At 72.1% G+C, this 21567-nt stretch carries 20 protein-coding genes and 1 pseudogene; 15 read left to right on the top strand and 6 right to left on the bottom strand.

Features of this window, described 5'->3' with window-relative positions; all coding sequences use genetic code 11:
* Positions 1–72: 72 nt before the first annotated feature.
* Both BLW76_RS39950 and BLW76_RS39945 read right to left on the bottom strand, forming a co-directional pair.
* Positions 73–906, bottom strand: a complete 834-nt coding sequence (locus BLW76_RS39950) for an ABC transporter permease (protein WP_091317195.1) — start codon at positions 904–906, stop codon at positions 73–75.
* 11 nt (positions 907–917) lie between these two features.
* Entirely contained in the window at positions 918–1847 is a 930-nt protein-coding gene (locus tag BLW76_RS39945) for an ATP-binding cassette domain-containing protein (RefSeq protein WP_091317194.1), read from the bottom strand.
* Between the two features lie 251 nt (positions 1848–2098).
* Here BLW76_RS39945 and BLW76_RS39940 point away from each other — a divergent pair, with 251 nt between their 5' ends.
* The 13 genes from BLW76_RS39940 to BLW76_RS39880 are packed head-to-tail and all read left to right on the top strand — an operon-like array spanning position 2099 to position 14390.
* Positions 2099–3658, top strand: coding sequence for a DUF6801 domain-containing protein (locus BLW76_RS39940; RefSeq protein ID WP_091317193.1), 1560 nt, complete (start codon positions 2099–2101; stop codon positions 3656–3658).
* A 5-nt stretch (positions 3659–3663) separates the two neighbouring features.
* The gene (locus BLW76_RS39935) at positions 3664–4383 is read left to right on the top strand and encodes a hypothetical protein (protein WP_244170537.1); all 720 of its coding nucleotides are present in this window, start codon (positions 3664–3666) and stop codon (positions 4381–4383) included.
* The gene (locus BLW76_RS39930; protein ID WP_091317190.1) at positions 4380–5165 is read left to right on the top strand and encodes an MlaE family ABC transporter permease; all 786 of its coding nucleotides are present in this window, start codon (positions 4380–4382) and stop codon (positions 5163–5165) included. Before BLW76_RS39935 ends, BLW76_RS39930 begins: the two co-directional genes overlap by 4 nt.
* Positions 5166–5981 (top strand): MlaE family ABC transporter permease, encoded by an 816-nt coding sequence (locus tag BLW76_RS39925; RefSeq protein WP_091317189.1) that lies wholly within the window; start codon positions 5166–5168, stop codon positions 5979–5981.
* Positions 5978–7171: an MCE family protein gene (locus tag BLW76_RS39920; RefSeq protein ID WP_091317187.1), complete on the top strand. Its 1194-nt coding sequence runs from the start codon at positions 5978–5980 to the stop codon at positions 7169–7171. Before BLW76_RS39925 ends, BLW76_RS39920 begins: the two co-directional genes overlap by 4 nt.
* Positions 7168–8184, top strand: coding sequence for an MCE family protein (locus BLW76_RS39915; RefSeq protein WP_091317185.1), 1017 nt, complete (start codon positions 7168–7170; stop codon positions 8182–8184). Before BLW76_RS39920 ends, BLW76_RS39915 begins: the two co-directional genes overlap by 4 nt.
* The gene (locus tag BLW76_RS39910; RefSeq protein ID WP_091320472.1) at positions 8181–9176 is read left to right on the top strand and encodes an MCE family protein; all 996 of its coding nucleotides are present in this window, start codon (positions 8181–8183) and stop codon (positions 9174–9176) included. The genes BLW76_RS39915 and BLW76_RS39910 overlap by 4 nt, the downstream gene beginning before the upstream one ends.
* Positions 9176–10216 (top strand): MCE family protein, encoded by a 1041-nt coding sequence (locus tag BLW76_RS39905; protein ID WP_091317184.1) that lies wholly within the window; start codon positions 9176–9178, stop codon positions 10214–10216. Before BLW76_RS39910 ends, BLW76_RS39905 begins: the two co-directional genes overlap by 1 nt.
* Complete coding sequence (locus tag BLW76_RS39900) at positions 10213–11184, top strand: MCE family protein (protein WP_091317182.1); 972 nt, start codon at positions 10213–10215, stop codon at positions 11182–11184. The genes BLW76_RS39905 and BLW76_RS39900 overlap by 4 nt, the downstream gene beginning before the upstream one ends.
* Entirely contained in the window at positions 11184–12290 is a 1107-nt protein-coding gene (locus tag BLW76_RS39895) for an MlaD family protein (RefSeq protein WP_091317180.1), read from the top strand. Before BLW76_RS39900 ends, BLW76_RS39895 begins: the two co-directional genes overlap by 1 nt.
* On the top strand, positions 12287–12784 hold the full coding sequence (locus BLW76_RS39890) for a hypothetical protein (RefSeq protein WP_091317179.1): 498 nt from the start codon (positions 12287–12289) through the stop codon (positions 12782–12784). The genes BLW76_RS39895 and BLW76_RS39890 overlap by 4 nt, the downstream gene beginning before the upstream one ends.
* Positions 12781–13281: a hypothetical protein gene (locus BLW76_RS39885; RefSeq protein WP_244170536.1), complete on the top strand. Its 501-nt coding sequence runs from the start codon at positions 12781–12783 to the stop codon at positions 13279–13281. The genes BLW76_RS39890 and BLW76_RS39885 overlap by 4 nt, the downstream gene beginning before the upstream one ends.
* Positions 13281–14390, top strand: a complete 1110-nt coding sequence (locus BLW76_RS39880) for a KR domain-containing protein (RefSeq protein ID WP_091317177.1) — start codon at positions 13281–13283, stop codon at positions 14388–14390. The genes BLW76_RS39885 and BLW76_RS39880 overlap by 1 nt, the downstream gene beginning before the upstream one ends.
* 139 nt (positions 14391–14529) lie before the next feature.
* On the opposite strand, the gene BLW76_RS39875 is transcribed toward BLW76_RS39880, so the two are convergent.
* The 3 genes from BLW76_RS39875 to BLW76_RS39865 form a co-directional block, all read right to left on the bottom strand.
* Entirely contained in the window at positions 14530–15723 is a 1194-nt protein-coding gene (locus BLW76_RS39875; RefSeq protein WP_091317176.1) for a PucR family transcriptional regulator, read from the bottom strand.
* Between the two features lie 26 nt (positions 15724–15749).
* The gene (locus BLW76_RS39870) at positions 15750–17123 is read right to left on the bottom strand and encodes a PucR-like N-terminal domain-containing protein (protein ID WP_091317175.1); all 1374 of its coding nucleotides are present in this window, start codon (positions 17121–17123) and stop codon (positions 15750–15752) included.
* A gap of 662 nt (positions 17124–17785) precedes the next feature.
* The gene (locus BLW76_RS39865) at positions 17786–18985 is read right to left on the bottom strand and encodes a PucR-like N-terminal domain-containing protein (protein WP_091317174.1); all 1200 of its coding nucleotides are present in this window, start codon (positions 18983–18985) and stop codon (positions 17786–17788) included.
* 191 nt (positions 18986–19176) lie between these two features.
* Here BLW76_RS39865 and BLW76_RS39860 point away from each other — a divergent pair, with 191 nt between their 5' ends.
* Both BLW76_RS39860 and BLW76_RS39855 read left to right on the top strand, forming a co-directional pair.
* The gene (locus tag BLW76_RS39860; RefSeq protein ID WP_091317173.1) at positions 19177–20373 is read left to right on the top strand and encodes a PucR-like N-terminal domain-containing protein; all 1197 of its coding nucleotides are present in this window, start codon (positions 19177–19179) and stop codon (positions 20371–20373) included.
* Between the two features lie 55 nt (positions 20374–20428).
* Complete coding sequence (locus tag BLW76_RS39855; protein ID WP_091317172.1) at positions 20429–21142, top strand: GNAT family N-acetyltransferase; 714 nt, start codon at positions 20429–20431, stop codon at positions 21140–21142.
* A 63-nt stretch (positions 21143–21205) separates the two neighbouring features.
* Here BLW76_RS39855 and BLW76_RS39850 read toward each other — a convergent pair.
* A pseudogene (locus BLW76_RS39850) lies at positions 21206–21562 on the bottom strand (GtrA family protein); the annotation flags it as partial.
* Positions 21563–21567 lie beyond the last annotated feature (5 nt).

The following is a 21567-nucleotide window of genomic DNA, read 5'->3' as shown; positions in this document are numbered from 1 at the left end:
GCGGCGGCCGGGGCCGTGTCGACCCTTCAATCACGCGAGTTGACCCTTCAATCACGCGAGTTGGCGTTCTGATCACGGGTGGGCGCGGAAGGTTCGGGCCGCCCAGAAGGAGCCTGCTGCGGCGGCTGCGGCCGCGATCAGGAGGGCCACCGGGAGGGACCAGCCGAGGGGGCGGGCCAGGGCCAGTGCGCGGGTTGCGTCGATCGCGTACGTCAGCGGGTTCACCGCCGAGACCGCGCGGACCCACGTCGGCATCGTGTCCAGTGGCATGTACGCGCTCGACGAGAACATCAGCGGGAACATCACCACGAACGAGGCCGCCTGCAGGGTTTCCGCCTTGCGCAGCCATGTCGTGATCGCCACGAACACCCAGCTCAGGCACCAGCCGACCACCAGCGTCACCACCAGCGCCATGCCCAGGCCCGCCACTCCGCCCGCCGGGCGGAAACCCAGGAAGACCACGCTCGCCACGGCCGTCACCACCAGCTGGACGCCCAGCCGTGCCGCGTCCGCCAGTGTGCGGGCCACCAGGACCGAGAACAGCGAGATCGGCAGGCAGCGCAGCCGTCCGGTGAAGCCGCCGTAGATCTCCGCCAGCAGGCCCGCTCCCGAGCTCATCGCCGTTGTCATCGCGATGTTGACCAGCGTGGCCGGCACCAGGAAGTTCACGTAACCCTGGTACGCCGCAACCCCCGGCAGCGCGCCGACGCCGCTGAACACCTGGCTGAACAGCAACAGCAGCACCACCGGCTGGAGCAGTCCGAAGAAGACCAGCCGGCGGTCGCCGAACGCCGTGCGCAGGGAACGCGCGGTCAGGACGCGGACCTGCGTCCAGAAACCGGGCTCCGGCCAGGCCGCGGGGTCGCCGAGCGCGGTGACGGCCGCGCGGTGCCGGGACTGTGACATTCCAAACCGTGTCATGACGCCGTCCGGTGCAGGGACAGGTAGACGTCGTCGAGCGTCGGCTCGGTCACCGTCAGGTCGCGCAGCGGCGCGCCCGCCGCGTCGAGCGCGCGGACGACCACCGGGATGTCGGCCGGGCCGGACAACGGCACGGTGAGCACCAGCGCGGCCCGGCCGGGCGCGAGACCCAGGCGCGCCAGCGCGTGCACCGCGCGCTGCAACGCCAGCTCGGTGCCGAACGTCAGCGTCGCCGTGCGGCTGCCGAGCCGGGCCTTCAGCTGCGCCGGCGTCCCCGACACCGTGATGTGCCCGAAGCCGAGGACGACGACGTGGTCTGCCAGCCGGTCGGCTTCCTCGAGGTACTGGGTGGTGAGCACGACCGTGGTGCCGCGCGCGGCGAGGTCCTCGACGACCGCCCACAGCCCGGCCCGGCTCACCGGGTCGAGCCCGGTCGTCGGCTCGTCGAGGAACAGCACCTGCGGGGCGCCGACGAGGCCCGCGGCCAGGTCCAGCCGCCGCCGCATCCCGCCGGAATACGTCCCGGCCGGGCGGTCGGCCGCGTCTTCGAGGCCGAACGCGGCGATCAGCTCGGTGGCCCTGGCGAGCGCCTGCCGCGGCCGGGCGCCCAGCAGCCGGGCGATCAGCACGAGGTTGCCGCGGCCGGACAGCGTGTCGTCGACCGCGGCGAACTGCCCGGTCACCCCGATCCGCCGCCGGACCGCGCGGCCGCGCTGCACGACGTCGTAGCCGCAGACCCGGGCGGTGCCCGCGCTCGGCCGCACGCGCGTGCTGAGGATGTCGATCAACGTGGTCTTCCCGGCGCCGTTGTGGCCGAGGACCGCCAGCACCGCGCCGCGGGCGACGGTGAGGCTGATCCCGGCGAGCGCGGTGACTTCGCCGTACTGCTTCGCGAGGTCCGTCACGGCGATGACCGGCTGGGACATGGCCGCTCCTTTCCTTGCCCCGGAAAAGGTATCGGGAGCTGCCGTCCTGATCAAGAAGAACGCCGCCATTCGCCGGGTAAGTGACAAATTCCGTGGAATCGGATCGCACGTGCGTGACAAGCGCTGACCTGCGTGACTCTTCCTGACGTGGCTGATCTCCCGCGGGTGACAAAGAATGGAACGCGGGTTGTTCGCCCGGAAACACGGAGGTAGCTTTGCTGAAATTCCCCCATTTCCCGAGGTGACGACCCGTGAAGTTTTCGTGGAAGTCGAGAAAGCCCGCCTTCGGCCTGGCCGCCGTGACCGCCGCCGGGCTCGCGGCGGCCGTCGCGCTCGTCGGGGCGGGCCCGACGCAGGCCGCGCCGGTGAGCCTGACGCTGAACTACAACTGCCCGTTCCCGCTGATCGGCGACCAGGTCCTGGCGGTGAAGATCGACACGAACCTGCCCGACAACGCCGTCGCGGGCGCCTCCTCCACCCCGATCACCTTCGACGTCGACGTCACCGTGCCGGAGACCGCCACCGAGGGCCTCGCCCTGGTCGGCGCGACGTCGCTGGACGGCTCGGCGAAGGCCGCGGCCGTGCTCAAGTACCCGGTCGACAAGACGCTGAACCTGAACCTGCCGCTGACGATCCCCTCGACGCCGGTGCCGCCGTCGGGCGCGTTCCACGTCAAGAGCAGCGGCAAGGCACCGGCGGTGACGTTCCCCAGCCCGGGCACCGCGTCGGTGACGGTCGGGAACTTCAGCACCACGATGACCCCGCGCACCGCGGACGGCCAGCCGACCGACCTCGGCACGTTCACCTCGGACTGCGTCGCGGTCCCGGGCCAGAACCAGCAGCTGGGCACGTTCGAGATCAAGCCGGCGGGCGGCACGACCACGCCCACGACGCCGACCACCCCGACGACGCCCACCACCGAGCCGACGACGCCCACGACGGAACCGACCACGCCGACCACGGAGCCGACGACCCCCACCACCGAGCCGACGACTCCGACCACGGAGCCCACGACGCCCACGACGGAGCCCACGACTCCCACCACTGAGCCGACGACTCCGACGACCGAGCCGACCACGCCCACGACGCCGACCACCGAGCCGACGACTCCGACCACGGAACCGACGACTCCCACCACCGAGCCGACCACGCCGACCACCGAGCCCACGACGCCCACGACTCCCACGACGGAACCGACCACGCCCACCACGGAACCGACCACGCCCACCACGGAACCGACGACCCCGACGACCGAGCCCACGACCCCGACCACCCAGCCGACAACCCCGACCACCCCGCCCGGCGGCATCGAGGTCAAGTACTCCGTGCAGGGCAAGTCGGTCCTCAAGCAGCTGCACGCCACGCTGCCCCTCGGCCCGGGCACCCTGGACGCGAAGCTCGACGCGGCCTCCGGCAGGTTCGGCGCCCAGCTCGCGCTGCCGAAGTCGGACGTCCACTTCCGCGTCCTCGGCTTCATCCCGGCGTCCGCGACGGTGAAGCTCGACCAGGTCGGCGCGATCACCGGCACCCTCACCGCCGGCGCGGTCAAGGCGAACGCCCAGGTCGACGTCCAGCTCACCAAGGTCCGCGTGTTCGGCTTCCCGATCCTGTCGTCGAAGTCGTGCCACACGGTCAAGCCGGCCGACGTGCCGCTCGTCTCGGCGCCCGGCTTCGACCCGCTCAAGGGCGGCAGGCTGACCGCGACCTACGGCATCCCGCAGTTCACCGGCTGCGGCTTCCTGACCGGCCTGATCACCGGCATCACCTCCGGCCCCGGCAACAAGCTGGACGTGACCCTCACCAAGAAGTGAGCTCGATGCGGAAGCTGATCCGAATCACGGTGCCGCTGCTGCTGGCGGCTTTCTCGCTGGGCGCGGCGGAGGCCGCGCCCAGCGAGGCCCCGCCCGCGCAGCAGCAGGCCACGCAGATCCCGTTCGGGTTCACCCTGGGGGACGCGCAGCAGCCGACCACGAGCCACGTGGCCAAGCTCGGGTCCGACATCGTCTTCCCGCCGGGCACCTTCGACGGCGCGCTCGGCGGCCTCACGAACACCGTGCCGATCACCGGGAAGCTGAACATCCCGCCCGCGAACGGCTACTTCGTCGCGTTCCGGTTCATGCCCACCACCGGCCGGGTCGAAATCGTCCCGGACGGCGACGCCGCCGGCACGGCCACCATCCACACGGGCAAGGACAAGGACTGCAAGGCCACCCAGACGAACATCTGCGCCGACACGGACGTGACCGCGAAGGTCTTCATCAAGCTCTCGGAAGTCAAAGTGGACGGTAAACCCCTCGACGTCGGCCCGAACTGCCGGACGGCCCAGCCCGCTGCGGTGACCATCAAGGCGCTGGTGCCGATCTCGCTGCCGGCCCCGCCGGTGAAGGTGACCTCGACCTTCACCACCCCGGGGTTCGCCGGGTGCGTCGGGCACGAGGACGTCAGCCGGCTGCTGACCGGCCTGGTTTCCGGGCCCGGCAACACCTTCGTCTCGAACCTCCAGCTGCGCTGCTTCAGCTCGGGGTGCAAGGCATGACGATCCAGGTGCAGCAGCGAGCGGCCAACGGCCTGCGCGAGTTCGGCCGGATGTGCGCGATGGGCCTCGACGTCCTGCTCGCCATGCTCCGCCGCCCGTACCAGGTGCGGGAGTTCGTCCAGCAGTTCTGGTTCATCGCCAGCGTGTCCATCACGCCGGCGGTCCTGGTGTCGATCCCGTTCGGCGCGGTGATCTCGCTGCAGCTCGGCTCGCTCACCAGCCAGATCGGCGCGCAGCAGTTCAACGGCGCGGCGAGCGTCCTGGCCGTCGTGCAGCAGGCGAGCCCGATCGTGACGACGCTGATCATCGCCGGCGCGGGCGGCAGCGCCATCTGTGCCGACCTCGGCGCGCGCAGCATCCGCGAAGAGATCGCCGCGATGGAGGTGCTCGGCGTCTCGCCGATCCAGCGGCTGGTCGTGCCGCGCGTGCAGGCCGCCGTCGGGGTGTCGGTGCTGCTCAACGGCCTGGTCAGCGTGGTCGGCGTGCTCGGCGGCTACTTCTTCACCGTGATCGTCCAGGGTGGGACGCCCGGCGCGTACCTCGCCAGCTTCAACGCCCTCGCGCAGCTGCCCGACCTCGTCGTCAGCTCGATCAAGGCCGTCATCTTCGGCTACCTGGCCGGGGTCGTCGCGGCCTACCGAGGCCTGAACCCGAAGGGCGGCCCCAAGGGCGTCGGTGACGTCGTCAACCAGTCCGTCGTCATCACGTTCCTGCTGCTGTTCTTCGTCAACACCGTGCTCACCGCGCTGTACCTGCAGCTCGTCCCGGCGAAGGGAACCTGAGTGGCCATCCTCGGCAAACCCGGCGACCGGCTGTTCGACCTCGGCGACCAGCTGCTCTTCTACGCCCGCGCGCTCGCCGCCATTCCGCTCGCCGTGACCCGCTACTTCCGCGAAGTCGTGCGGCTGCTGGCCGAAGTGACGTTCGGCAGCGGCGCGCTCGCGGTCATCGGCGGCACGATCGGCGTGATGGTCGGGCTGTGCGTGTTCACCGGCGTCACCGTGGGCCTGCAGGGCTTCAGCGCGCTGAACCAGATCAACATCTCGGCGATGACCGGCTTCCTGACCGCGTACTTCAACACGCGCGAGATCGCGCCGCTCGTCGCCGGGCTCGCGCTCTCGTCCACTGTGGGCAGTGGGTTCACCGCGCAGCTGGGCGCGATGCGGATCTCCGAAGAGATCGACGCCCTCGAAGTGATGGCCGTGCGGAGCATGCCGTACCTGGTCACCACCCGGATCGTCGCCGGGTTCGTCGCGATCATCCCGCTGTACGTCATCGGCCTGCTGATCTCCTACCTCGGCTCGCGGCTCACCACGGTCGTCTTCTTCGGCCAGTCCGGTGGCACCTACGACCACTACTTCACGCTGTTCCTGCCACCCGGCGACGTCCTGTGGTCGTTCGGCAAGGTGCTCGTCTTCAGCGTCGGCGTGATCCTGACGCACTGCTTCTACGGCTACCGCGCGAGTGGCGGGCCGGCCGGGGTCGGTGTTGCGGTCGGCCGGGCCGTGCGGACGTCGATCGTGCTGATCAGCGTGCTCGACCTGTTCCTGTCGCTGGCCATCTGGGGCGCGACGACCACGGTGAAGGTGTCCGGATGACCCGCTTCCGCACGCAGCTCGCCGGGGTCGCCTTCCTCGGCGTGCTCGTCCTGCTCGGCTACCTCGCGGTGGCCATCTACGACAAGGACTTCGACGACGCCGAGCTGGTGACGTTGCGGGCGGACCGCGTCGGCAACCAGCTCGCGCCGACCGCGGAGGTCAAGGTCAAGGGCGTCCCGTTCGGCGAGGTCCGGGCGGTGCGCAGCACGCGCGCGGGCGCCGAGATCGACCTCGCGCTCGACCCGGCCAAGATCGGGCAGCTGCCCGGGAACGTGTCCGCGCGGCTGCTGCCCAAGACGGTGTTCGGCGAGCGGTACGTCAACCTCGTGCTGCCGGACAGTCCCCACGGGAAACTCCGGGCCGGTGACGTGATCACCCAGGACCGCTCCGCCGGCGCCATCGAGCTGGAACGCGTGCTCGGCGACCTCCTGCCGCTGCTGCGCGCGGTCCAGCCGCAGAAGCTGAACAGCTCACTCGGGGCGATCTCGCAGGCGCTGGACAACCGCGGGAAGCCACTGGGCGAAAGCTTCGTCCAGCTCAAGGACCTCCTCGCCCAGCTGAACCCGCTGATGCCGCAGTTCAAGGCCGACATCACCGGACTGGCGAACACCGCCGACGTCTACACCGGAGCCGCGCCCGACATCCTGCAGGCGCTGAGCGACCTGTCGACCACCGCGAAGACCATTGTGGACACCCGCGCCGACCTCGGCAACCTCTACACGAGCGTCACCAGTGCCACCGGGCACCTGAACGATTTCCTGCGGAAGAACAAGGACAACCTGATCGGCGTCTCGGCGGCGAGCCGGCCGACGCTGGAGCTGCTGGCACGCTACTCGCCGGAGTTCCCGTGCCTGTTCGACGCGGTCAACCGGCTCAAGCCGCTGATGGAGAAGGCCCTCGGCAAGGGCACGAACGAGCCGGGCCTGCACGTGACGCTCACCGTGCAGGACCCACGCGAGAAGTACGTCCCCGGCCGCGACACCCCGCGGTTCGACGCCACCGGCGGGCCGAAGTGCTACGGCGGTGGCGGCGCGGCGGCCGCCGCGGATGGTGACCTCGGGCCCGCGAATTCGCTCGGTGAACGCCGGCTCGTCGCCGAACTCCTGCGGCCGGCGCTGGGTGAGGTCCCGGACTGGAGCAGCGTCCTCATCGGACCCGCGCTGCGCGGAACGGAGGTGACCGTCCGATGAGGAGCGTCACCGGACCCGCCGTCAAGGGCCTGATCTTCTTCCTGGTCACCGCGGCCGCCACGGCCGTGCTCGCCATCACGATCGCCAATGCGAACGTCGGCGTGACGATCGGCTACACCGCCCGCTTCACCGACGCGACCTCGGTCAACCCCGGCGACGAGGTGCGGGTGGCCGGGGTCCGGGTCGGCCAGGTCGACGCGGTGCGGGTCGTCGAACGCCGGTTCGCCGACGTCGAGTTCTCGGTCGGCCGCACGCACCGGCTCACGGCGTCGGCGTCGATCACCATCCGCTACCGGAACCTGGTCGGGCAGCGGTACCTCGCGATCGACCCCGGGGCCACCGACACGTCACCGACGCTCGCCGAAGGCGCGCAGATCCCCCTGGAGCGGACCAGGCCGGCGCTCGACCTCACCGCGCTGTTCAACGGCTTCAAGCCGCTCTTCCAGGCTCTGTCGCCGAACGACGTCAACCAGCTGTCGTTCGAGATCATCCAGGTCCTGCAGGGGGAGGGCAGCACGATCGAAAGCCTGCTGCGGCACACGGCGTCCCTGACTTCCACGCTCGCCGGGAAGGACGCGCTGATCGGCCAGGTGATCGGCAACCTCAACACCGTGCTCGACACGCTGAACGCCCAGGGCGACCAGTTCGACACGCTCGTCGACACCACCGCCCAGCTGGTCACCGGCCTCGCCGCGGACGCCCAGCCGATCGGGCAGGCCATCGGCGGCCTCGGCGAGCTGACCACGGCCACCGCCGGGCTGCTCGAACAAGGCCGCCGTCCGCTCAAGGACAGCATCACCGCCCTCGGCGACCTGTCGAAGAACCTGGCCGACAACACGCCGGTGTTCCAGCAGTTCATCGACAACCTGCCGAAGAAGCTCGACCGGATCGGCACGCTCTTCTCCTACGGCTCGTGGGCGAACTTCTACCTGTGCTCGGTGGAAACCGACGCGAAACCGGCGCCGGGCGGCCCGCCCCCGGGCATCCCGGTGACGGCTGCGAGGTGCCGGTGAAACCGTTCCGCAGCCGCAACCCGATCGCCGTCGGCGCGGTGACCGCGCTGGTCATGGCGCTGGCAGGCAGTGCCACGTTCTTCTCCGACGACCTGCCGCTCATCGGCGGCGGCACCACGTACAAGGCGGAGTTCCACGAGGCCGCCGGGCTCAGGCCGAACGACGAGGTCCGCGTCGCCGGGGTCAAGGTCGGCGAGGTCACCGACGTGCGGCTGGCCGGCGACCACGTCGAGGTGCTGTTCCGGGTCCGCGACACCTGGGTCGGCAACCGGACCACGGCGGCGATCAAGATCAAGACCCTGCTGGGCCAGAAGAACCTCGTGCTCGACCCGGTCGGCAACGCCGAGCTGAACCCCGACCAGCCGATCCCCGCCGAACGCACGAGCTCGCCCTACGACGTCACCGCGGTGTTCAACGACCTGGCGAGCACGGTCGGCGCCATCGACACCGACCAGCTCGCGCAGGCGTTCCGGGTGCTGTCCGACACGCTCGGCGCGTCGGCACCGAGCGACGTGCGCACGGCGTTCGACGGCATCGCCGCCCTGTCGCAAACGCTGGCTTCCCGCGATGAGGAGCTGGTCAAGCTGTTCCAGAACACCAACCAGGTGTCGAAGACGCTCGGGCAGCGGTCCGACCAGATCCAGGCCCTGATCCGCGACGGCAACACCCTGCTCACCGAGCTCAACGCGCGCAAGGACGCCATCGCGAAGCTGTTCACCGGCGTCAAGAACCTCTCGGTCCAGCTGCGCGGGCTCGTCGCGGAGAACCAGAAGACGCTCGGCCCGGCACTCGACCAGCTCGACCGCGTGGCGACGGTGCTGCAGCGCAACCAGGGCAAGCTCGAGGACAGCCTGCGCCTGGCCGGGCCGTTCTACCGGCTGCTCGGCAACGCCGTCGGCAACGGCCGGTGGATCGACACCTACATCTGCGGGCTGGTCCCGACCGGCAGCACGCCCGGGAGCTGCCTGCCGCCGAAGAACGGGGGACGCTGATGGCCCACCACCGCTCGAAGTGGGCACTTTCACGTAAAAGTGCCCACTCTCCGCTCGCCGATCTCGGGGCGCGGGGGAAACGCCGGACGAGGCTGCGGGCCCTCGCGCTCGGCGTCGTCCTCGCGCTCGTGGTTTCGGCCGCCTGGCCCGTGGTGACCGCGCCGGCCGAGCGGACGCTGACCGCGTACTTCACCGCCGCCGTCGGCATCTACCCGAACTCGGACGTCCGCGTCCTCGGCGTCGCCATCGGGTCCGTGTCCAAAGTGGAACCGAACGGCACCGACGTCAAGGTGACCATGACGCTGCGGCCCGGCGTGGCGCTGCCCGCGGACGCCGGCGCCGTCGTCATCACGCCAAGCCTGGTCGCCGACCGGTACGTGCAGCTCACGCCCGTCTACCGCGGCGGGCCGCAGCTGCCCGACGGCGCGTCGATCCCGCGCGAGCGCACCGCGACGCCGGTCGAGGTCGACGACCTGCTGCACAGCCTCAACCAGCTGATGTCCGCGCTCGGGCCGCAGGGGGCCAACCGGGACGGCGCGGTCAGCGAGGTGCTGACCCGGTCGGCGGACTACCTGAACGGCACCGGGCAGACCATCGGCCAGGCGATCAAGAACCTCGGCGAGTTCGCCCGCGCCGCGAGCGACTCCAAGGACGACCTGTTCGGCTCGGTCGACAACATCAGCACGTTCACCGCGATGCTCGCCGCCAACGACGGCCAGGTCAAGCAGGCCATCACGCAGATCGCGTCGCTGAGCAAGGTGCTGGCCGACCAGCGCGACCAGTTCTCCGGCGCGCTGACCGAGCTGACCCAGGCGCTGAGCGTCGTGCAGGGGTTCATCAAGGACAACCGCGGCAAGGTGCAGTCCGATGTGGACAAACTGGCCGACGTCACGAAGGTGCTCGTGCACCAGAAGGACTCCCTCGCCGAGGCGCTCCAGGCGGCCCCGAACGCCCTGACGAACCTCCTGGGCGCCTACGACCAGGCGAACGGGACGATCGACGGCCGCGGCAACCTCCTCGAGTTCGCGGAGCCGAAATGAAATCGCTGGTCAAGCTCACCGCGGTGGTCGCGCTCGCGCTCGTCACCACCGGCTGCGGCAGCGGCGTGAGCGTCTACGACATCCCGCTGCCCGGCGGCGCCGCGCTCGGCGACCACCCGATCCACGTCACCGCGGGCTTCACGAACGTGCTGGACCTGGTGCCGCAGTCCGGGGTCAAGGTCAACGACGTGCCGGTCGGGCAGGTCGTCAAGGTCGAGCTGGCGCCGGACTCCCGCAGCGCGGTCGTCGAACTGCTGCTCAACGGCGACGTCGACCTGCCCGCGAACGCCGTCGCCCGGCTGCGGCAGGCGAGCATCCTGGGCGAGAAGTTCGTCGAGCTGGCTCCGCCGGCCGACGCCACGCCGTCCGGCCGGCTGCGCGACGGCGCCACCATCCCGCTCGACCGTTCCACGCTGACGCCGGAGATCGAGGAGGTCTTCGGGGCGTTGTCCCTGCTGCTCAACGGCGGCGGCGTGGCGCAGGTGCAGAACATCAGCCACGAGCTGAACGAGGCGCTCGGCGGCCGCGAAACCGCGGCGCGTTCGCTGCTGTCCCAGCTGGACACCTTCGTACGGGGCCTCGACGAGCACCGGAACGAGATCACCCGGGCGATCGAGAGCGTCAACAGGCTCGCGGCGACCCTGAACGCGCACACCGACCGGATCACGACCACGCTCAACGGCCTCACGCCCGGCATCGGCGTCCTCAACCAGCAGCGGGAAGCGCTGGTCGGGATGCTGAAGTCCCTGGACGGGCTGACCTCGGTCGCCGTCGACACGGTGAACCGCAGCAAGGACGACCTGGTCGCCGACCTGCGTGCCCTCGAACCGCTGCTGCGCCGGCTGGCCGACTCGGGCGACAAACTGCCGAAGGCGATGGAGATGGTCTTCACCTTCCCGTTCCCCGATGCCGCGCTGGACACCATCCGCGGCGACTACCTCAACGGTTTCCTGAAGGCGGGCCGCTGATGCTGACCAGGTTCGTGCGCGTGCAGGTGACGGCCTTCGTCGTCATCGCCGTCGTCGGCGTGGCGTACGTCGGAGCCACCTACGCGGGCCTCGACAAGGTGTTCTTCGACCGCGGCTACACCGTGACGGCGCAGTTCCCGACCGGCGGCGGCATCTTCACCAACGCCGAGGTGACCTACCGCGGGGTGCCGATCGGCCGCGTCGGCGAGCTGCGGCTCACCGCGGCCGGGATGGAAGCCGACCTCGAGATCGACTCCGGCACCGCACCCGTCCCGGCCGACACCGAAGCCGTCGTCGCCGACCGCTCGGCCGTCGGCGAGCAGTACGTCGACCTGCGGCCGCGGGTGGACGGCGGCCCGAAGCTGCACGACGGCTCGGTCATCACGCAGGCGGACACGAAGATCCCGCTGCCGGTCGACGTCGTCCTGTCGACCGTGGACTCGTTCGCCAACTCGGTGCCGAAGCCGGCGTTGCGCACGGTCGTCGACGAGCTGTACAACGCGACGTCCGACGCCGGCCCGGCGCTGGACCAGCTCGTCGGCCGCGGCATCGAGTTTGTGCAGGCGGCGAGCGCGCACGTCGCGCCGCTGACCCGGTTCGTCACCGACGCGCACACGGTGCTCGACACGCAGGTGCAGCAGGCCGCCGCGATCCGCGAGTTCGGCGCCAACGCGAAACTGCTGGCGTCGACGCTGAAGGCGTCCGACGGCGACCTGCGCACCCTGATCCCGGCGGTGCCCGCGGCCGCGAACGAGGTCAGCGCGCTGCTCCGCGACGCCGGGCCGAACCTGGGCGTGCTGCTGGCCAACCTGCTGACCACCGCGGACGTCCTGGAAGCGCGGCAGGACGGCATCCGCCAGCTGCTGATCACCGCGCCGCAGGCGGTGGCCGCGGCCGGCACGATCGTGCGTCCCGACGGCGTCCACATCGGACTGTCGCTGACCTTCTTCGACCCACCGCCGTGCACCACCGGGTACCCGACGCCGTACCGCGACGGCCTCGACACCTCGGTCCGCCCGCTGAACACGGCCGCGCGGTGCGCGCTGCCGAAGGGCGACCCGACGAACGTGCGCGGCTCGCAGAACGCACCGGGAGGACGGCCGTGAGGATTCTTGCGTCGGTGGTCGCGGTCGTGGCGACCGTCGCCGCCGGCTGGTCGGGTTTCACCTGGTGGCAGGCGGCGCACGACGACGGCGTCGCGCGCGCGGTCGTCCGGGAGGAAGCCCTGCGGGCGGGCCGGACGGCCGTCGCCGGACTGACCACTTTGGACTACCGGCAGGCCGCGCCCGGGTACCAGCACTGGCTGGACCTCTCCGCCGGCGCGCTGCACGACGAGCTGGCGGCCGACCGGCAGGGCAGCCTCGACCGGATAGCCCAGGCGAAGACCGTCACCACCGGGAAGGTGACCGACGCGGCGGTGACCGAAGTGGACACCGGGGCGGGCACGGCGAAGCTGATCGCGTCGGTCGAGCTGCTGGTGGCACCGGACGGCGGCGAGGCCGTGACGAAACGCAACCGGTTCCAGGCCGACCTGACGCGCGGGCCGGGCGGCTGGCGCGTCACCGGCCTCGGCCAGGTTCCCGTGGGGGAGGCACCATGACGAGGCGCCGCCGGGCGTGGGTGGTGGGTGCGGTGGTCGTGCTGATGGCCGGTCTCGCGGTGTGGTTCACGCTCGAAGCGCGGAGCGCGAACGCCGTCGTCGCGCACAACAGCGCGATGTCCGACGTGGCCGGGACCGCGGACGCCGCGAAGGAGATCGGCGCGGCGCTCGGCACGGTGTTCTCCTACCGCTACGACGATCCGGACCAGAGTTCGCAGGCGGCTCGGGAGGTCCTGACCGGGCCGGCGCTCGGGCAGTACGAGCAGCTCTTCGGCCAGGTCCGGAAGCTGGCCGTCGAGCAGAAGCTGGTCGTCACGTCCACCGCCGTCGCGTCCGGCGTCAAGCTCCTGGACGGCGACCGCGCGGCGCTGCTGGTGTTCCTCGACCAGACCGGCACCCGAGGTGACGGGCAGCGGAGCACCGGCGCCGCCCAGCTGAGCGTCACGGCCGAGCGCGTCGCCGGGAAGTGGCGCGTCACCGGGATGGCCGCCGCCTGATGTCCACGACCGGGCCGGCGGGACGGGCGCTGTCGCCGGGCGTTCCGTTCGCGACGTCGTCGTACGAGGTGACCTGGCCGGAAGTGCCGCTGCCGCCGGTGGCGCCGGCCGGGCCGGCGGCGTGGCTGCTGCTCACCGACGAGCACCCGGCGGCGCTCGGCCGGGCCGTCGCGCTGGCACTGGCGCTCGCCGCGGCGGGCGACGAGGCGCTTTCGCTGCCGCGTGACGACCTCGACGAGCTGCCCGGGTTCCTGGCCGGGCGGGCGGTGCGCGGGGTCGTCTTCCTCACCGGGTCGCCGTACGCCTACCACGATCCGGAGGCCGCGCAGGAGCTGCTGCTCGCGGTGCGCTCGGTGGTCGCCCGGCTCGGCGACGGCGTCCGGTTCCACGTGTGCACGCAGTCGGGCGGCGAGCCGGGGCTGGTGTGCCTGCGCGGGCTGGTGCGGGTGCTCGCGGTCGAACGGCCGTCGCTGCGGGCGAGCCTGGTCGACTTCGACGCGCGGTCCGATGTGGACGTGCTGGCGCGGGAGCTGCGTTCGGACGCGCCGGACGACGAAGTCCGCTGGCGGCACGACGTCCGCCACGCGGCGCGGCTGGCCCGCGTGCCGTCCGCCGTCGAGGTGCCGACCGGGCCCGGCGCGTACGTGGTCACCGGCGGCCTGGCACCGGCGGCCGCGCGGTGGCTGGTGGACACCGGCGCCACCCGGGTCGTCCTGTGCGGACGGTTTCCCGAGGCACCGGACACGCTGGTCGTCCCGGGTGACGTCGCCGACCCCGGCGTCGCGGAGCGGCTGGTGGCGGCCGCCACGGCGGACGGCCTCCCGCTGCGCGGAATCGTCCACGCGCCCGTCTCCGACTGGCGGCGCGGAGTCCAGGGCGCCCGCCGCCTGCACGAGGCCACCGCGGACAGCCCGCCGGACTGGTGGCTGCTGTGCACGTCGGCCACGGCGTTGTTCGGCGCCCCGGGCGCCACCACCCGCGCGACGGCGGACGCCTGGCTGGCGGCGTTCGCCGCCTGGCGCCGCTCCCGCGGCCTCCCCGCCACGACCGTCCCGCTCGGCCCGCCCCACCTCCCGCCCTTCCCCCGTCCCTACTTCTCCACCCTCTGACGCCGTGTCGTCCCTCCAATCACGAGTGATGACCCTCTGATCACACGTGATGCCCTTTTCCGCTCAGGTCAGCGGTGCGGAAAGGGTCGACACGCGTGATTGGGAGGTCGACACGCGTGATTGGGGGGACGACACGGCGTCAGGGGAGGGTGGCGCGGAGGGCGAGGATCATCTCGAAGCGGGAGTCCGGGTTGCGGAGGTGGTCCGCGAACAGGGTCTCCAGCTCCTGGGCGCGGGCGCGGACCGTCTGGGGGTGGATCGCGAGGCGCTCGGCGACCTCGCGGACGTTGCCGCACGTCTCCAGCCACGCCAGCAACGTGCCCGCGAGGCGGTTGTACTGCTTGGGTGTCAACGCCGTCAGCGGGGCCAGGCGGCGGCGGGACACCTCCGTCGCGAGGAACGGCTCCTTGCGCAGCCACAGCGTCGCGAGGTGGTCTTCGCACCAGGTCAGCGGCTCGTCCGGCAGGACGTCGGCCGCGAGCCGCAACGCCTCCTGCGCCGTCGCCAGCGACCGGGCCGCCTGGCGCGGTGGCACCGGCGGACCCACCGCCGCCCGGTGGCCGGCCAGTGCCGTCGTCAGCGCGCCACGGTCCGCCGGCGCGGGCAGGAGCAGCCGCGGGGTGCCGTCCTCGAGGTCCTCCAGTGCGTTCAGCCCGGTGACGTCGGCGGGCCCGTCGAGCGCCACCGCGACGAGCCGGTGCGGCAACGGCCACTCCGCCGCTGTCGCCGCTTCCTGCACCGTTCGTGACGGCGACGGCGGGTCCGCCAGCAGCAGGTCCAGCAGCCGGCGACGGCGGCGTTCCAGCGCGCCCGCCGCGCGCGCCTGGGCCGCCGCGTGGCCCTCGATCGACAACGCGGACAGCTCGTCGATGTAGGCGAAGATCGCCTCGGCCAGCAGGCACAGCGTCGCCGACGGCACGCCCGCGCGCGTCCCCACTTCCGCCATCCGCCGCCACGTCACCCGCGCGCCGACCCGGTACGCGGCCTGCAGGACGTCGAGGTTGCGGCCCTGCGCGAGCTCGTGCACGCCGAGCCCGACGAACACCTTGCGCCGCTCGTCCGGCAGCGGTCCCGACGCGGCGATCCGGTCGATGAACTGCAGGATCGCCGCCTGGACCCCGGCCCGCAGCGCCTTGCCGAACGCGCCGTCGAGGGGCCGCGCGTAGTCCGGGATGGTCCGCTGGATCTCGCGCAGCACCTCGTCGGCGACGTCGAGGAGCCGCGGCCGGAACACCGCGGCCAGCTCGCGGGGGAGCATGGCCCACAGCTGTCCCGGCCGTCCGTCGCCGCTCAGCATCGGCCCGAAGGCCGTCTCGACGGGCGATCCCGTCATTGACCCACCTCGTCGTTGAAGGGGACTCAGGAACCGAGCAGCGCCTCCGCCCGCAGCGCGATCTCCATGTCGAGCCGGTCGTCGGCGTTGTTGAGCCGGTCGCCGAACAGGTCGATGAGCTGGTGCATGCGGTACCGGACGGTCTGCGGGTGCACCTTGAGCCGCTTCGCGATCTCGGGGGCGCTGCCGCGGGACTGCAGCCAGATCAGCAACGTCTCGCCGAGCCGCGCCCGCTGCTTCGGCGTGAGGTTCTCGAACGGCTGCAGGCTGCGGGCGCACAGCTCGCGGACGAGGAACTCGTCGGCCAGCAGCCACAGCGTGGACAGGTGGTCGGTGCAGCGCGTCACCGGCGTGTCCGGCAGGACGCCGCGCTGGAGCAGCTTCAGCGTGCGGCGGGCCCACAGCAGCGAGCGCGGCGCGTCGCTGAGGCGCACGGTCGGGCCGATCACCGCGCGCCAGCCCGGCAGCCGCTCGGCGAGGTTCTTCAGGTGCTTTTCCGGGTCGCCGGTGACCAGGCACGGCTCGCTGCCTTCGAGGTCGACGAGGACGTCGGAATGCAGGTCCGGCGCGGCCAGGCTGTGCTGGTTGACGACACCGTGCTGGTCGGCCCGCGGTTCGAGGGCGACGACGGTGACCTCGGCCGGCAGCGGCCACTGGGCCGTGGCGGCCTGCGCGGTGATGGTCTGCGGCGCGGACGGCGGGTCGGCGAGCAGCAGTTCCAGCAGCCGTCTCCGGCGGCGCGCCCGGGTGCCTGCCGCACGCGTCTGCGCCGCCGTGTAGCCCTCGATCGAGAGCGCCGAGATCTCGTCGACGTAGGCGAAGATGGCTTCGGCGCTCGTGCACAGCGTGTCCGCGGAGACGCCGGTGGCCTGCCCGAACTCGCTGATGTGCCGCCACGCGACCCGCCCGCCGACCCGGTAGGCGGTCTGCAGGCAGTCGAGGCTGCGGCCCTCGTTGAACTCGATCTTGCCGAGGTTCCGGAACACGGTCGTCCACGTCTCGAGCGGCACGGCGCCGGGCGTGCCGACACTGTCGAGGCACTGGATGATCGACTGCCGGACACCCTGCGTGATGATGTGCCCGAACGCGCCCTCCAGCGGCTGGCGGTACTCGGGCACCGCCCGCTGCACCTCCTGCAGGATGGCGCGGGCGAGCGGGTCGACCCGCGGCTTGAAGCGGATCGCCAGCTCGCGGGGCAGGGACGCCCACAGCCCGATCGCGCCGGAAGCGCGGCCGTGCCGGGGATCCGCCGGGGTGCGCGGGGCGGGCGGGTAGGCGGGCCGGGGCCGGTCGGCCGACACGGACTGCTGCCGGTGGGCCGGTCCGGGAGTGCGCTCGCCGGCGTTCGGCCGACCGGCCCGCAGGGCGGTGGCGGCGAATCCGGTGTCCACGTCGGTCATGTTTTATCCTTGCTGGCAACAAAATCGTCCTCGTCGGCGGGGACGCCGATCCGGTTTTTGTGGCTCAGGCAACATAATTTCGCACGATCAGCACTGTCAACGGGTTCTCCGCTGACTTTGCGGTAACCCGTCCGGACTACACCCGAACGGGTGGAACGGCGCGAGAGGACGTGACACTTCCGGCGCGGGCGGGTGGTGCGCGCGTGACAACTTTTCCGGCGGGCCCGAGGGCGGGGTTGTCAGCCGCGTGACGGGCCGGGGCGGGCGCCGCGTCGAAAGTGTTTCACGTTTGGCGGTGGGGTCAAGCGGCCGTCCCGGGCAGCCTTTCTCGCGAACGCGTGATTCCTGGGACGCCCGTGACAAGAAGGATTGCGGAAAGGCGGCGGCGCGTGCGGGTTTCGGCGGCGTCACCGGGAATGCGTATCGACATTCCGCCGGAGCCCGGTAATCCTCGAAGGCATGGTCGCAATGACGCACCGGACGCGCTGATGTCCTGCCGCGCGAGTTTCCATTTCGTTCACCAGGGGGTGCCGCGCTCGTGGCCGCGCCACCGCTCGTGGCGGCGGGTGCTGCCGATGCCGGTCCGCGCGCTCGACCGGGCCCGCCGGCCGGTGCCGGGCGCCCCGAGGTGGCCTTCGGCGCGGTGAACGAGCCGGGGACCGTCAGGCTTCCGGCGGCCGGTGGGCGCGCATCAGCCGTTGCGCGCGCAGGGCCAGCTGCATGCCCAGCCGGTCGTCCGCGTCCTTCAACCGGTCTCCGAACAGCTCCTCCAGCTGGCGCAGGCGGTTGCGGACCGTCTGCGGGTGCACGCCCAGCCGCTGCGCGATCTCCGGCGCCCCGCCCCGCGTCTCCAGCCAGGCCAGCAGCGTCTCGCTCAGCCGCTCGCGCTGCTTCTCGCTGAGCGAGTCGAACGGGTCGAGGCTCTGGCGGGCCAGCTCGGCCGCCAGGAAGTCCTCGGCCAGCAGCCAGAGCGTGGCCAGGTGGTCGCGGCACCAGATGATCGGGCCGGGGACGTCCGGGCCGGACAGCTGCAACGCCCGCCGCGCCGTGCGCAACGCCGCCGGGGCGTCGGCCAGCGGGACCGTCGGGGAGACCGCCGCGCGCCAGCCGTCGAGCTTGGCCGCCAGCGGGGCCAGCTCGGTGTCCGGGTCGCGGGTCAGCAGGTACGGCTCCGGGCCGTCGAGGTCGGCCAGGACGCCGTCGCCGAGCAGGTCGGCGGGGAAGTCCGCGGCTTCCGGGCCGCGTTCCAACGCCACCATCGCCGCGGTCTCCGGCAGCGGCCAGCCCGCGCCGCCCGCCAGGCCGGCGATGCTGCTCGCCGCGCCCTCCGGGGCGCCCGCGATCAGCTCCAGCAACCGGCGGCGCCGGACCGGGACGGCGCCCTCGGCCTCGGCCTGCGCCTCCTGGTAGCCCTCGATCGCGGTCGCGCACAGCTCGTCGACGTAGGCGAAGATGGCCTCCGCGGCGACCGAGATGACGGCCGGGTCGACCCCGGCGGCGACCACCGCGGGGTGCATGGCCCGCCACGCCACCCTGGCCCCGATCGTGGCGCTGTCCTGCAACGCGTCGAGGTTGCGGCCTTCGGTGAACTCGATCCGGCCGCGGCCCCGGTAGAACTCGACCCAGTGCTCGTGCGACAGCGTCGGCTCGCCCATCGTGTCGACGCAGTGCTGCACCGCGAACTCGACGCTCTTCACGAGCACCTTGCCGAACACGCCCTTGAGCGGCTGGCCGTAGGCCGGGACCGTGCGCTGCACCTCCTGGATCATCGAGGCCGCGGCGTGCCCGACGTGCGGGCGCAGGCCCGCGCCCAGCGCGCGCGGCAACGAGGCCAGCAAGCGAAAGCTGCGGTACTCGACCACGAATCCCCCTTCGAGTGCGTGTGCGGCGAGCGTATCGGACGCATGTGTGACTGAAAAATCAACGATCGGTTCCCGGAAAGGGTGACGCAGACACGTCCTTTTGACACGGACGGGTGTGGGTTCTACGCTCCGTGTCAGATGGCGGGGGTATTTCCGAGGCGCCAATTCCTATGTGGAGGACTGAATTCCCCATGCGCGGTTCCGCTGCCTCGGACAGCTCCGTGTGGTCCCGGCTGCCGCCCGAACTCGGGGTCGCGGTGCGCCCGCGGATCCCGGAGATCGCCCGGGCCTGCGTCGACGCCATCGCCGCCGAAATTCCGGAATATTCCGCGAGATTCGGCGCCGGCCCCGGCCGCGCGACCGCGATCGAGCTGGCGCGGCGCGGGATCGAGCGGGACGTCGACCGCGTCGGCACGCCCGCGCTGTGGCAGGCCGACCGGCTGGCCGAGTTCCGCGGCCACGGGCGCGAAGCGTTCCACAACGGCGTCAGCCGCGAAGCCGTGCAGGCGGCCGTGCGCGTGTCGAGCCGGGTCACCTGGCGGTGGATCGCCGACATCGCGCGGGAAGCGGGCCTGTCCGGCGACGTTCTCTACGGCGCCGCCGAAGGGATGTTCGCCGACGTCGAGACGTCGATGGCGGCCGTCGCGGAGGGCTACAGCGCCGCCGAGGCCGCGGTGTCCGGCACCGGCGAACGGCACCGCCGCCTGCTGCGCGCGCTCCTCGGCGGCCGCGCGCCGGCCGATGTGGACGGTCTGCTCGCGGCGTCCGGGCTGCCGGTGCCCGAGCGGCTGGCGGCGGTGGCGTTCCGGGCGCTGCCGGGCGCCCCGGAGTTCCCGCCCGGCCTGCTCCCGGAGCACGTCCCGGCCGATCCGGCGGGCGACCCGCCTGCCGCGCTGACACCGGCCCCGGACATCGACCTGATCGACCTGACGGGCCTGCCACCGGGCTGGACGGCGGCGGTCGGCCCGCTGGTCCCGCCGGTCGAGGCACCCGAGTCGTTCCGCGTCGCCCGCCGCGCGGTCGACCTGGCCGCCCGCGGCCTCCTCGACGCCCCGGGCCCGGTGATCTGGTGCCGCGACCACGTGACGACGCTGCTGCTGCTCGCGGACGAGTTCCTGGTCGGCCAGCTGGCTTCGACGACGCTGGCGCCGCTGTCCGGGCTGACCGGCCGCCGCCGCGAGCAGCTGGCCGAGACGCTGCTGGCCCTGGTCCGGACCCGGGGGAGCGCGCCCGAGCTGGGGCGCCTGCTCGACCTGCACCCGCAGACGATCCGGGCGCGGCTCAAGAAGCTGGGGGAGCTGTTCGGGGCGCGGCTGGACGATCCGGCGGAACGGCTGCGGCTGGAGCTGGCGCTGCTGGCCGAACGGGTCCTGCCGGACCAAGGCTGACCGCCTTCCCGGAAACGCCCGCGAAGGACCCCGCTCCGGCTTTAGGCTGCCCGGCATGACCGGATTGCTCACCGAGCGGCTGCGGCAGGCCTGCGACAACGCCGTCGCCATGTGGACGACCCTCGCCCGCGCCCGCGGTGACGACGTGGTCGAGCACCCCGCGTTCACCGCGATCGACGGCCGCCGCTTCCGGATCATGCTGCGGACCGCCACCCCCGGCGACGCCGTCGTCGAGGAGCTCACCGAGCTGGCCGCGAAGCGCCGGGGCGAGGGGCGGGCGGTCGTCGTCGAGGATCCGTTCCGGGTGCTCGACCTGACGGACCTCGGGCTGACCGCCGGGCAGCTGCCGGTGATGGCCCGCGAGCCCGGCGCCGCGCCCGAGCGCCCGGAAGGCGTCGAGCGCGTCACCACCCCCGCCGAGCTGGCCGGCGCCGAGGACCTCGTCGTCCACGGCTTCCCGCTCGAGGAGTACCAGCCCTACCGGCCCGGCACCGTCTTCCCGCCCGAGCTCCTCGACCGGGCCACCGCGTTCTTCCGCAAGGGCGGCCAGGGCGCCTGCCTGACCATGGCCCACGGTGGCGTCGGCGGCGTCTACTGGGTGACGACCATGCCCGAGCACCGCTCCCAGGGCGTCGGGCGCGCGCTGATGTACGCGGTGCTCCGGCACTTCGAGGACGTGCCCGTCACGCTGACCGCCTCGCGCTCCGGGCGGCCGCTCTACGAGAAGCTCGGCTTCGCCAATCTCGGCGACGCGAACTGGTGGCGCTGACGGGAACACCCACCGGCGGTACCCGAACCAGCGGAACGCCGTCCCCGCCAGGGTGCCGAGCAGCATCCCGGCGACGAAGTCCGCGATTTCCTGCGTCAGGTAACCGACGTGCGGCACGGCCAGGTGCAGCACGTACCGCGACACCAGCGCCGGCACCAGGTTCACGGCCACCGCGCCCGCGTTGACGGCGAAGAACAGCGTCGCCTCGCGCAGCCGCCGATGCTCGCTCCGTCCGGCGAACGACCAGCTCCGGGACAGCAGGTACGCGACCGCCGTCGACACGACCGTGGCGATCGCGAGGGCCGTCACCGGCTTCTCCCGGCACACGGTGAGCTTCAGGCCGTAGTCGCCCAGTAGGGTGACCGCGTACGCAGCCAAGCCGACGGCGGCGAAGCGGAGCAGCTCTCGCGGCTCGGGCATGGTCC

Source organism: Amycolatopsis tolypomycina, from assembly GCF_900105945.1.
GTDB classification, from domain to species: Bacteria; Actinomycetota; Actinomycetes; order Mycobacteriales; family Pseudonocardiaceae; genus Amycolatopsis; species Amycolatopsis tolypomycina.
The sequence above is the reverse complement of the archived record's forward strand: the minus strand, read 5'-3'. Positions and strand labels throughout refer to the sequence as shown.